Source organism: Pigmentiphaga sp. NML030171, from assembly GCF_002188635.1.
GTDB lineage: Bacteria > Pseudomonadota > Gammaproteobacteria > Burkholderiales > Burkholderiaceae_B > Pigmentiphaga > Pigmentiphaga daeguensis.
In genome coordinates, this window is record NZ_NINX01000041.1 from 1 (window position 1) to 12,050 (window position 12,050).

A 12,050-nucleotide genomic window follows, 5' to 3' on the forward strand; every position below is an offset into this window, starting at 1 on the left:
CGTAGGGCGTGTAGCCCGATGCCGCGGCAAGCTGCACGGGCTGGGCTGCGAATCGCGAGGCGCCCGCCGGCGGCGGGATGTAGGGTTGCGGCGCGCCGGCATAGGCGGGTTGCGGCGCGGCCTGGGCCGGCAGCATGGCCGTTTGCGCCGCCGCGTAGGCCGGAGCGGGGGCGTAGCCGCCCGCCATCGGCACCGGGGCCGCGCCCCCATAGGGGGCGGGCGCGAAGGGACGTGGCGCCAGGGTCGAGCTGGAGCGCTGGCCCGGCAGCCCGACGAAGGGATTGCCGGAGCGCCCGGGGGCGGCGCCGGGCTGGCCGTTGGCCGCATAGGCCGGCGCGATGCCGCGCTGCCGGTTCTCGGCCTGGACGGCCGCGGCGAAATACTGTTCGGCCTTGCTGGACTTGCCCTGCGCGCGGTAGAGCCGGCCGGCGGCGGTCAGCACTTCCGGATTCTGGGGCGCCTGCCGCAGCGCGTTGTCGAGCACGTTCTCGGCATAGCCGTATTCCTTGGCCGAGGTCGCCATCGACGCGGCGGCCAGCATGGTCTCGAGATTGCGCGGGTCCTTCTGCAGCAACTGGTTGTACAGGCCCAGCGCCTGCTGGTAGTCGCGCGCGTCGGCGTACATGCGGGCCAGGGCGCCGACCACCTGCGGGTCGTCGGGCCGTTCGGCCAGCAGCGGCGCGAGGGTGTCGTAGGCCATGACGAGATCGCCCGACGTGCGCAGGCCGTCGGCCTGCCGCACGATGTAGGCCACGCGGATGTCCTCGTAGCTCCTGCGCTGGGTCGGGTTCATGGTCTCGGACTGGAGCTGGCGCAGGATGCCCGCCAGTTCGACGTCCTGCCGGGTGCGCAGCAGGATCGCGGCGTATTGCAGCCGCAGGCCGATGTCGGGCCGCGTGGTGCGCGACAGCAACTGGCGCATCATGTTGAGCGCGCGTCCAGTGTCGCCGGCGTCGGTGTAGCCCAGCGCGATGGCGCCCAGCAGTTCCGGATCCTGGCCGGCCTGGGGCTCGGCCTGGGCCAGCAGCGCGATCGCTTCCTGCGCGCGTCCCTGCCTGGCCAGCTCGGCGGCATCGGCGGCCTGGACGTGCACCCAGGCGCGCTTTTGCAGCGCGGCCATGTCGCGGGTGCGGCTTTGCGCGGGAATGTTGTCGAGCGTGTTCAGCGCGCCGCGCCAGTCCTGCATCTCGGTGGCCAGCAGCGCGCTCGCGTACTGTGCCTCGGGCAGGTCGGGGTTGGAGACGAGCAGACCGTCCATGACGCCGCGGGCATCGTTGTAGGCGCCCATCTTCATGTACAGGCGCGCCAGGTCCAGCCTTATCCAGGGGCTGGTGGGATCGTTCAGCAGGGCGTCCTCCAGGGCCACCCGCGCGCCGGCATCGTCGCCGCGCTGCGCGGCCGCCTTGGCCGCTCCCACCGCCTGGGCGGCGCGCAGCCGCCCCAGTTCGCCGATCCGTTCCTGCTGCTGCGGGGTCAGCTTCTCGACCAGGGCCAAGGCCTGGTCGGGCTTGTTGTTCTGCGCCATTACTCCCACCAGGCCGCGCAGCGCGTCGGGATTGTCGGGCTGGCGCGCCAGTACGCGGCGGTAGGCCGCTTCGGCGGCATCGAGCTGTCCGCTTTCGGCCAGCACGTCGCCCAGGCTGTTCTGGCCGGTCGGTTCGGCCGGATCGAGTTTGATCGCCTGTTCCAGCGTGCGCCGGGCGCCGTCCAGGTCGCCGTTGGCGCGCTGGGCGCCGGCCTGGCCGATCTGACTCCAGTAGGCGGCGCTGTTCAGGGCCGAGCGCCAGCGGGACGCGGAACCCTGCCGCGAGGCGCGTTCCAGCAGGTCGCGCGCCTGGGTGAAGTTTTCCTGCCGCAGGCGGATCAGGCCCATCCCGCCCAGCGCGTCGCCGTCGGCCGGCCGTGCCGCCAGCACGGCCTGGAAATCGCTTTCGGCCTTGACCAGGTCGCCGTTGTCCAGCGCCTGGAAGCCTTCCATCACGCGGCGGCGCTGCGGATCCGCCGACACCGCGGCGGCCTGGCGGGTCTGCTGCTGTTGCCGCTCGATCTCGTCGAGCTTGGTCTTGACGCCCGTGTCGTCGGGATAGACGTCCAGATAGGCCCGGTACAGCGGGGCATCGGCCGGCCGCGTGCCGGCCCAGGCCAGCGCCTTGCGCCAACTGTCGGCGGCGGCCTTGCCCACATCCTGGCGCCGGGCCAGCGCGGCCAGTTGCTGGATGCCTTCGCGCCGGGTCGATTCGCGGTAGGTCAGGTGCTGGGCCAGCGCCAGTGCGATCTGCGGATCGTTGGGGGATTCGCCGGCCAGCTTCTGCAGGCCGCGGCGGGCTTCCTCCCAGCCTTGCGGGGTGCCGCCCAGGGTCTGGTAGTACTCCAGCGCCAGCGGGCCTTCCGGGGCCTTGCCGCCCAGCGCCGTCTGGTAGGTGGCCAGCGCCTGGTCGGTCTGGCCGCTGCGCGCCTGCTGGCGGGCCTGTTGCAGCACCTGGGCATTGCCGCCCAGGTCGATGGCCTGCTCCAGGCGGCCGATCAGCGGGCTGCCGGGATGGCTGCGCCGGAGTTGGGCCAGGTAGGCGCGGGCCTGCTCCGGGCGGCCGCCATCGAGTTCGATCTGGGCCAGGCCGTACAGCGCGTCGGGATGGTTGGGCGCGAGCCGCAGCAGCTTCTGCCACGCTTCGGCGGCGCGTTCGCCGTTGCCGCGCGACTGCCAGTACTGGCCCTGCTCGACCAGGACCTTCACGGGGTCGCTCTGGGCCAGCGCGCCGCCGTGCAGGGCCGCGGCCAACAGGCCCAGGATTACCGTGTTGTGGCGTGCTGACATGCCTTCTCCCAGCTCAGCTTGAGTGTCCCCGAGGACAGGAATCGATACCGTTGTTGGTCCCAGCCGATCCCGAACAGTCCCAGCACATGATCGTAATAGCGTGGCGCCTGTTCGGGCGGGGCCCGGGGATCCGCGGGCAGGCTGGCCTGGACGCGGGTCCGCTGGCGCTTGAGCTCGTCGCTCGCGCCGCGCGCCGCGAGATAGGGTAGCAGCGCCGCCGAAAAACCTACAGGGGCCTCGCCCTTGGCGGCGCCGGTGGCGGCGTCGACCGATTCGGGCGGCAGGCCGGTGGCGGCCGTGGCCTCCTGCATGCCGGAGAGGGCCTGCAGCAGTGTCTTGCGCGCGGGATCGCCGGCCGGGGTCATGCCCGCCCACAGGTAGTTGCGGATGGCGTCGTAGCTGCCGACGGCACCCTTCTCGGGGTCGGCCACGAAGCCCGCGGCCTTCCCCTCGGGGGCCTGGTAGGCGACCCAGTCGGCCACGAAGCCGCGCGGCGCGGTGGCCTGGATCATGCGGACGGTGTTGGCGGCGATGGCCTGCCAGGGACCGTCGCGGTCGATCAGGGCGAACCGCCGCAGCAGGGGCACGGGCAGGTAGCTGGGGTTGAGCCGCCACAGCGGGCCGGACAGCGCGAAGCCGGTGGGGCCGGGCAGCAGCATCCTGCCCAGGCCGGGCAGGTCGGCCACTTCGTCGGCGGCCACCCGCGCCAGCAGGGCGCGCGCATCGCGGGCGTAGTCGGCGCGGTTCCACAGGCGGCCGGCCTCGGCCAGCGCGTACACGAACCACAGGTCGGCGTCCGAGGCCGCGTTGGCGTCGATCACGCCCCAGCTTCCATCCTGGCGCTGGCCCCATTGCCAGGCGGGCAGGCGGCCGCCGATGTCGCCCGCGGCCAGGTTGTCGATGCTCCAGCGCCAGACGCGGTCGAAGACCGCGCGGTCGTTGGCGACCAGCGCGAAGAACATGGCGTAGGACTGGCCTTCGGACGTGGAGGGGCGCTGGGCGACGCTATGGTCGATGACACGGCCGTCGGCTTGGACGAAGCGGCGCTGGAAATCGCTCCACAGCGGCCAGTCTGCCGGTTGGCAGGCCTGGGCCCAGGCGCCCGCCGGCAGTATCGCGGCGAGCGCCGACAGCGCCGCCAACCGGCGCCGCCATCGCGCCGCCAGGCCGCGGCTCGGAGCCTGGCGCGGAGGCGGCAGGATCCCGGCCATGGCCTCAAAGCGCGAGCCGGCGCCTGGCCCGGGCTCGCAGCGACAGGTACAGCACGACGGCCAGCAGCAGTGCGGCCACGATGCCAAGCAGGGCCAGCAGCAGCGGGTGGTTGGCAAGGTACCACTGGACGTGGAGCAGCGGGTTGAGCGAACCGACGAAGTAGGTCTGGTCGGCCGCCAGGCTGTCCACCTGCTTCTCGCGGATCACGACCGCGCTGCCTTGGATGGATTTGACCAGGTCCGGGTCGAGCATGGCCCGCATGGCCTCGTGCAGGCCGGCGGGCTGGTTGGCCGAGATGACGACCACGCTGCGCCCGCCGGACAGCGGCGACTCGAAGCCGGCGATGATCGCGTCGGAGCTGGCGCTGTTGAACGCCAGCGTCTGGCGGGTCGGCTTGGCGTTGGTGCGCGAGTCGCTGTCGCGCCACGAGAACAACTGGTAGACCTTGTCGGACAGCGAGAAGCGCTTGGCGTTGCCGTCCAGGCTGACGGGCATGTATTGCGCCCACTGTTGCAGCAACGGCTGGCGCCCGCCCGACGAGATCACCAGCAGGTCCTTGCCGCCCAGCGTTTCCGCCTGCCGCGCCGCCGCCACGGTGACGCCGGTGGCGGGGTAGCCGGTGGCATCGCCCAACCGGCCCAGCACCGTCAGGTAGGTGGAGTAGTCGGCCGGGGTCGGCGAGTCGGGCAGCACCACGGCGGTGTCGGACAGGTCGGCCATGCGGGTGAAGGGGAAGCCGCTGTTGCTGAACGCGGCCAGGTCAGGCATGGCGATGAAGTGCGAGAAGTGCGAGATGTCGATGGTCGAATCGGGCTCTATCGTGCCGCGCACGTTGTCCAGCACCACGTCCTTGCATTCGCCCTGCTTGATGTAGTCGTAGTAGTAATGGAACTGCATCTGCGTCTGCGCGGGCAGCATGAACAGCGGGATCTGGAACTTCGCGCGGGCCGGCACCGTGCCGTCGGGCATGACCTTGTCCAGCAGCCGGTCGACGCGGCTGGTGGCGTCGTGGCGGATGGCCAGCAGCGGCTCGGAGCGCAGGAAGCGCTGGTTGATGTTGATGTTCAGCGTGGACTTGTCGGGTTCGGCGCGCGGCGTGTAGCGGTAGCGCAGGTCGACCGGGATGCCTTTTTCGCGCCAGGCGAACAGGTCGGGCGGCATGCGGAAATTGACCCGGATCAGGTCGGGGGAATAGCCCGAGACATTCAGCGCGGCGGCGTCGGCCAGTTCGCCGAACTTGACCGCGCGGTCGGCGCGCAGCCAGTTGGGCGCATCGTAGGGCTTGCGCGGCTTCTGCTGCTCGATCCCGGTGATGGTGGCGGCCTGGCCCGACAGCGTGGGCGCGCCCACGGCAAGCGCGGTGGCCGCCGTCTTGAGTTCGGCCTCGTCGCGTCCCAGCACGAGCAGCAGCTTGCCGTAGGGATCGTTGGGGTTGGTCGCGACGGCCACGGTCGGCCCCTGGACCTGGGGCCAGGTCACCCCGGCGACGCGTTCGTTGGCCGTGGCCAGGATGACGGCGTTGCCGTGGTCGGGAATGGCGTTCTGCGTGACCGGGAAGGTGGCGCCGCGGTAGCTGGCCAGCGCGCCGAACCACGAGGACAGCACGCCCGCCGCTTCCAGCGCGGCGCCGCCCGGCGCCGAGGCGAAGACGAACGGCAGGTTCAACGGCCGGATGTCGCGCCGGTCGAAGAAGGGCTGGGGCAGCAGCGCGAGGTCGTTCTCCAGCGCGATGCGGGTGACTGTCAGTTCCAGCACGCTGTTGTTGCTGATGTTGGCCCACAGGCTGGAATGCGCCGGGTCCTCGCACTCCATCGTGTAGTGTCCGATCAGTTGCAGGTTCAGCCGGTTGAACTCGGTGATCAGGCGCGGAGGGATGGCGATGTCGCGCGTCAGGTTCACGCCGCCCTGTTCGCGCGGGACGGGGATGGACGAGGACACCTCGCCGTTGACCAGCACGTTGATGTGCGACAGGTCGGGCAGCAGGGCGGGGGAATAGGCATAGGCCAGGCGCAGCGTGGCGCCCGTGACGACTTCGTCCGCCCGCACGCTGAACGGGACGCCGTACACGCCGTCGATGCCGCGCAGTTGCAGCGGGAACAGCGCCCCCAGTTGCTTGAGCGTATAGGTATGGGTACGGGTGGCGCCCGGCACGGCGGATGTCACCTTGACCGGCGTGGCGCTGGCCGCGTTGGGAGCCGCCGCGGCCGCCATGGCGGATGCGTGCGGGAGGCAGGCGATCAGCCCGGCCGCCAGGGCGGGCAGGGCGCGCAGCCTCGTGGCCGCGAGGCTGCCCAGCGTCGATCTCGTTGTCATTGATCCCCCGTCTCGGGTATGGATGGAATGGCGCGCCGGTCGCGGCGCCAGAACAAGGCGAGCCGGCCCGTGCTGCGGGCGAGGTCCCAGAAGCCTTTCACGGCGATGCGCAATATCTCGGCGAAGGCGGTGGGCAGGGAGTCCCGCTCGTGGCTGCCCCAGGCCTGGGCCCAGGTGTCGGCGCGCGCGAAGGTCATCTGGGCGAGCTCGACTTCCTGCTGCACGTTCAGGTCCTTGAACTGGAGCCCCAGGTGGTCGCCGCGGCGGAACGCCGCCGTGGCCGGGAAGATGCCTTCCTCGGTGCCGCGATAGAGCGAGACGTGCAGGAGTTCGTCCATCGGGACGTCGGCGTCGGCCGGCACGCGCAGCCCCAGGCCGGTCTGCGAGAAATCGATGGTCTGGCAGGCCAGGGTCTTGCCGTTGCCGAACATGAGGCTGGCGGGCAGGGCGGTGGCGACGCGGGGGGAACGCCGCACCTGGCGCGTCTCGCCCGCCACCGCGACCGCCGCGCTGGTCATGATCAGGTTATAGACCGTCCACGCGAGATTGATCAGCACCGTCGCCACGTCGGGCGACTCCTGGAAGACCAGCCGGCCCGCGCCGACGAGGAAGCCGGCCAGGTTCAGGACCAGCAGCACGATGTAGGGCCGCGCCATGTCCCAGTCGAAATAGCCTTCCTCGGTCACGCCGCCCTTGTCGGTGACGTTGAACTTGCCGGCCTTGGGGTTGACGAAGGCCACCAGCGCGGGGCGCAGGATGTACCAGGCCAGCACCGACTCGTAGACCTCGTTCCAGAACGAATGCCGGAAGCGGCCCTGCATGCGGGAGTTCGTCAGCGAGGCGTGGAAGATGTGCGGCACGGCATAGGCCGTGATCATCAGCGCCGTTGCCTGGAAGACGTGGGCGCCCAGCAGCAGGTAGGCCAGCGGCGCGGTCAGGAAGATCAGGCGCGGCAGGCCGTAGAAAAAATGCAGCATCGCGTTCAGGTAGCACAGCCGCTGGCCCAGGGTCAGGCCGGGCCCGAGCAGCGGGTTGTCGACGCGGCATATCTGCGCCATGCCGCGCGCCCACCGGATGCGCTGGCCGACGTGGCGCGCCAGGCTTTCGGTCGCGAGGCCCGCGGCCTGGGGAATCGCCAGGTAGGCGGTGTTGTAGCCGCGCCGGTTGAGCTTGAGCGCGGTATGGGCGTCCTCGGTGACGGTCTCCACCGCCACGCCGCCGATCTCCATGAGAGGGCCGCGCCGTATCATCGCGCACGAGCCGCAGAAGAACGTGGCGTTCCAGAGGTCGTTGCCATCCTGGACCAGTCCGTAGAAAAGCTCGCCTTCGTTGGGGACGACGCGGAAGGTGTCCAGGTTCTTCTCGAAGGGGTCGGGCGAGAAGAAGAAGTGCGGCGTCTGCAGCATGGCCAGCTTGGGGTCGCGCAGGAACCAGCCCATGCAGATCTGCAGGAAGGAGCGCGTGGGTACGTGGTCGCAGTCGAAGATGGCGACGTATTCGCCGCTGGTCAGTTCCAGCGCGTGGTTGATGTTGCCGGCCTTGGCGTGGGCATTGTTGTCGCGCGTGACGTAGCCGACCCCCAGTTCCTCGCAGAAGGCCCTGAACTCGGGCCGCTTGCCGTCGTCCAGCACGAACACCTTGAGCTTGTCGGCGGGCCAGTCCAGGCCGATGGCGGTGTAGACCGTCTGGCGCACGACGTCCAGCGGTTCGTTGTAGGTCGGGATGAAGACGTCCACCGTCGGCCACATGGCCGGATCGGGCGGCATGGGCGCGGGCTTGCGTTCAAGCGGCCAGGCGGTCTGGAAATAGCCCAGCAGCAGGACCACCAGCGCGTACAGTTCGGCCGCGACCAGGCCGAAGCCGAAGAAGGCATCGAGGAGGTTCTCGAATCCCACCGTCGAGGTCAGCCGCCAGTACATGTATCGAAGCGACGCGGTTACCGACAGCACGATCATCGCCAGGGGGGCCAGCCGGCCCACGGTGGTGCTGAGCACCAGCGCCAGCCCGAAGCATGCGGCCGCGAAGACGGCCTGCTGCCCGAGTTCCAGGGGCACCGTCACGGCCAGCGCGAACAGCAGGGCGGCCAGGACCACCGTGATCACCCGCACCACCGGACGGTGCCAGCCGGACCATCGAAGCAGAACAGCACTCCAATCGTCCAGGCGGGCGGACATCGGGCGGCGCGGGCGCGAGGTCAAAGCGAGGATCCGAAGGTGGACAGCATGGCCTCGATGTTCCGGGCGCACGCCAGGTAGTCCTGCGTGGCCTGGCACCGCGGATCGTAGTCGAGCACGCTCTGGTTGAAGGCAAGGGCTTCGCTGACCGATTGGTCCTGGTGGATGACGCCGACCACGCGTTCGCCGAAGTCGGCGCGCATGACCTGCAGCACGTCGCGCGCAAGCAGCCGCGAGTTGTCCACCTGGTTGACCACGAAGACGTGGTTGATGAAGTCGGGCCGCGTGACGCAGTAGGTCTGGACCAGGCCTTCCATCATGGGAAGCGTGGCATAGGAAGCGGCGTCGGGCAGCGTCACGATGACGGTCAATTGCGCCGCCGACAGGGCGGTGCGCATGTAGATCGAGGGGCCGGGGGGCGTGTCCAGCACGACCACGTCCTCGGTGCCCAGGCCCAGGGCCTGGACGTTGCGGGGCAGCCAGTCGGCGTGTGTTTCCAGATGGCGCTCGAATGCCTGCCGGTCGTCTTCGTTGACGGCGCCATAGGGCAGGACGACGACGCCGGACGGACTGGCGAAGCCGACGTCGCGCCAATCCTGCCCGGCCAGCGTCGCGCGGGACGTGCCCGCGATGCGCTGGGGATCGTCGCCGAAATGCAGGTGCAGGGCGTTCTGGGGGTCGAGGTCGACGGCGAGCACGTTGCGGCCGCCCTGCCGCAGGGCCGTGCAGAGATTGGCGGTGGCCGTGGTCTTGCCGACGCCGCCCTTGGCGGAAACAACAGCAATGATCTTCACAGTCGATTCAATCGCTCGAGGAGGGACGCGCTGCTCTTGTCGGCCGTAGGCCGCGAGGCGGGCCGGGCCAGGCGGGTGAAGAGCGCTTGCAGTTGCGGTGCCGGTTCCTGCTCCGGACCCGCATACGTATCGGCGGCGGTGCGCGGCGCGGGGGCAGGCCGGGGAGCCGGCTCACCGACCTGGGCTGGCTGCTGGGCCGCCAGGGCGGCGGCAGGCCGCATCCTGTCGCTCAGCGCACCGGCCCGGGGCGGAATGAATTCGGCTGCCCGCGGCGGGTTGGGCGCTTCCTGGGGGGGAGGCGGCGAGGCCGTGGCGGGGGACAGGCGAGGCTCGATGCGGCCCGCCGGCGGGGCGGCAGGCTGGAGGGCGGAGTCGGCCGCAGGTGGCGCGGCGGCGGGCTGCGGTGCCTGCGGAACGCTGGGGACGGGCGCTTCCACGGGGGGAAACTGCGCGGCCTGGTCCGCTTCGATCGAGGCCAGCAGCGGCCAGCGCTCGCGCGACTGGCGCGCTTCGTTGGCGCGGCTGATTTCCTGGTACTGGCCAGGCTGGCCGCCGAAGTGACGGAACAGGTTGGCGATGTCGTCGGATTCTTTCATGTGCTTCCCGTTGATCCGTTTCACATGGGCTTGGAGGAGGTTACCTGCCCAGCCGGAATTCGACGCAGCCGACGGCATCCGGCTCGCCGGCCTGCTTGACGCTCAGGCTCTTGCCGGCGCCCAGCTGCTCGAACCACCGCTGGTAGGCGCCTTCGAGGAAGGCGGCCATCCACGGGGATGCCTGCTGGCCGAAGGTGGCGGACAGGGGGGAGCAGTGATGGCTGATATGCAACGAGTCGTCGTGTTCATGGACGGTGACCCAGCCCCAATCCTGCGCCATCCAGATCTTGCTCATCGCGAACTGGACATCGTCCAGGCTCTGGCAATCGGCCAAGGCCGATTCGCTGGCAAAACGCGCCCCGACGCGATGCATCAAGGCGCGCAGATCGGCTTCGGGCAACTGGTCGGAGAATTCCCGGGCCAGGGCGCCGAGAAACCCGGTCCATTGCCGTGATGCCAGCCGGCTGCCGAGATATTCGAGAGTCGTTGGATCCACGATGGTTTCCCTGAGTGAGAGCATAGGGTATTGCCGGGGGGTGTTCGTACCGGAGGCAACAGTTGTTAACATTGTAACGGGCGAACCCGTTCCTGCCGCGTATGCCTCCCGTAATGTTCCCCACGCCAATTATCGGGTGAAGTCCAATGTTGGCGTTTACTAACTTGCCGCGAAAGGCACGTGTCCGGCGCCGGGTGGCAGGGCCGGCAGCATGGGGCGCGGTTTCGCTTTTGCGATGATCGCCTGTGTGCGATGATCATGTATCACGGCTCCGTGTGCCTGGCGCCGATGACGGACTAGCGGTATATCGATTAAAAGAAGCTTGATGGTTGTTCGATTTTTCCATGTCGCCGATGCCTAGAAGGTCCAAGCCCGCCGAGGCCGTACGACAGTTCGCCAATGTCAGCGAACGGGCCATGCTGTTGCGCGAATTGGGCGTGCTGATCGGCGAGCGCCGGCGAGCCGCCGTCATGGCGCTGGCCCTGCCTTCCGATGCCGCTCCCCATCAGCGCGACGAAATCCTCGGCAAGATCCGCCGTTTCATCCGCGCGGACGACCTGCTGTGCATGCTGGACGACACCAGCCTGATCATCGTGCTGCGCGACGTCAACGACAAGTCGGGCGCGATAGGCGCCGCCCAGCGGCTGTTCCAGCGCTCCTCGTTGCTGCAGATACTGGGTGCCAGCCAGGGGTCGTCGCTGGCCGCCTTCGGCATCGTCATGCTGCCCAGCGACCTGCCCCAGCCTTCGAACGTGCTGCTGCGCGCCCAGCAGGCGGCCCGCTACGCGCTGCGCACGCGGGCGCGGTGGGTATGCTGGAACGACGGTCCCGAGGACCTGGACGGCAGGCTGATGTCGCGCGAGGACACGCTGGTCACCGAGGTCATGCAGGGCCTGGATCGCGGCGAGTTCGAACTGTTCTACCAGCCCCAGCTGGAAATGCGAACCGGCCGGGTACGGGGCGTCGAGGCCCTGGTACGCTGGCATCGCAAGGGAACCATGGTCATGCCCAACGACTTCGTGCCCGAGGTCGAGGCGGCGGGGCTCAGTTCCGCGCTGGGCATGTGGGTGCTCAGGCGCGCTTGCCAGCAACTGGCCGAATGGCGCGAGGAAGGCGTGTTCTGTGCCCAGGTGGCCGTCAACCTCAGCGCCGCCCAGTTGCAGGGGGACCTGGCCGCCAGCGTGGGCCAGGTACTGGAGGAGTACGGCATCGAGCCGGGCCGGCTGGAAATCGAGCTGACCGAGTCGGCCGAGATTCCCGATCCGGAAGAGGCAGGCGCCATCACCCGGCGCTTGGGAGAAATGGGCGTGGGCTTCAGCCTGGACGATTTCGGCAGCGGATATTCCAACTTCCTGCGGCTGCGCTCGGCGCAGTTCGCGGCGGTCAAGCTGGACCGCCAGTTCGTGGCCGGGATGCTGGACAACACCTACGACAAGGAAATGCTGCGCACCGTCATACAGTTCTGCCGGTCCGTCGATATCCAGACCATCGCCGAAGGCGTCGAGACGCCGCAGCAACTGGAGGCGCTCAGGCACCTGGGCTGCGATGCCTGGCAGGGGTTCCTCTGTTCGCCCCCCATGGGCGCCGATGCCGTCACCGATTTCCTGCGCCATGCCGACGCCCGCCAGGGCGTCGCGGTTACCCTGTAGC

At 69.5% G+C, this 12,050-nt stretch carries 8 protein-coding genes; 1 reads left to right on the forward strand and 7 read right to left on the reverse strand.

Annotation, left to right across the window (positions count from 1 at the left end; genetic code table 11):
* The 7 genes from CDO46_RS20905 to bcsD form a co-directional block, all read right to left on the reverse strand.
* A partial coding sequence (locus tag CDO46_RS20905; protein WP_140416893.1) for a tetratricopeptide repeat protein occupies nucleotides 1-2,815 on the reverse strand: 2,815 nt, incomplete at its 3' end.
* A complete protein-coding gene (gene bcsZ / locus CDO46_RS20910; RefSeq protein ID WP_087840492.1) occupies nucleotides 2,791-4,026 on the reverse strand; it encodes a cellulose synthase complex periplasmic endoglucanase BcsZ in 1,236 nt (411 codons plus the stop codon). The genes bcsZ and CDO46_RS20905, both read right to left, overlap by 25 nt.
* 4 nt (nucleotides 4,027-4,030) lie before the next feature.
* Complete coding sequence (gene bcsB, locus CDO46_RS20915) at nucleotides 4,031-6,340, reverse strand: cellulose biosynthesis cyclic di-GMP-binding regulatory protein BcsB (protein WP_087840494.1); 2,310 nt, start codon at nucleotides 6,338-6,340, stop codon at nucleotides 4,031-4,033.
* Entirely contained in the window at nucleotides 6,337-8,514 is a 2,178-nt protein-coding gene (bcsA, locus tag CDO46_RS20920; RefSeq protein ID WP_087840495.1) for a UDP-forming cellulose synthase catalytic subunit, read from the reverse strand. The genes bcsB and bcsA overlap by 4 nt, the downstream gene beginning before the upstream one ends.
* Before the next feature lie 20 nt (nucleotides 8,515-8,534).
* A complete protein-coding gene (bcsQ, locus tag CDO46_RS20925) occupies nucleotides 8,535-9,308 on the reverse strand; it encodes a cellulose biosynthesis protein BcsQ (protein WP_087840496.1) in 774 nt (257 codons plus the stop codon).
* Entirely contained in the window at nucleotides 9,305-9,904 is a 600-nt protein-coding gene (gene bcsP / locus CDO46_RS28100) for a cellulose biosynthesis protein BcsP (protein ID WP_165963294.1), read from the reverse strand. Before bcsP ends, bcsQ begins: the two co-directional genes overlap by 4 nt.
* A gap of 40 nt (nucleotides 9,905-9,944) precedes the next feature.
* On the reverse strand, nucleotides 9,945-10,400 hold the full coding sequence (gene bcsD / locus CDO46_RS20935; RefSeq protein WP_243724643.1) for a cellulose biosynthesis protein BcsD: 456 nt from the start codon (nucleotides 10,398-10,400) through the stop codon (nucleotides 9,945-9,947).
* A gap of 344 nt (nucleotides 10,401-10,744) precedes the next feature.
* On the opposite strand from bcsD, the gene CDO46_RS20940 reads away from it, so the two are divergent.
* Nucleotides 10,745-12,049, forward strand: a complete 1,305-nt coding sequence (locus CDO46_RS20940) for a GGDEF domain-containing phosphodiesterase (RefSeq protein WP_140416894.1) — start codon at nucleotides 10,745-10,747, stop codon at nucleotides 12,047-12,049.
* Nucleotide 12,050 lies beyond the last annotated feature (1 nt).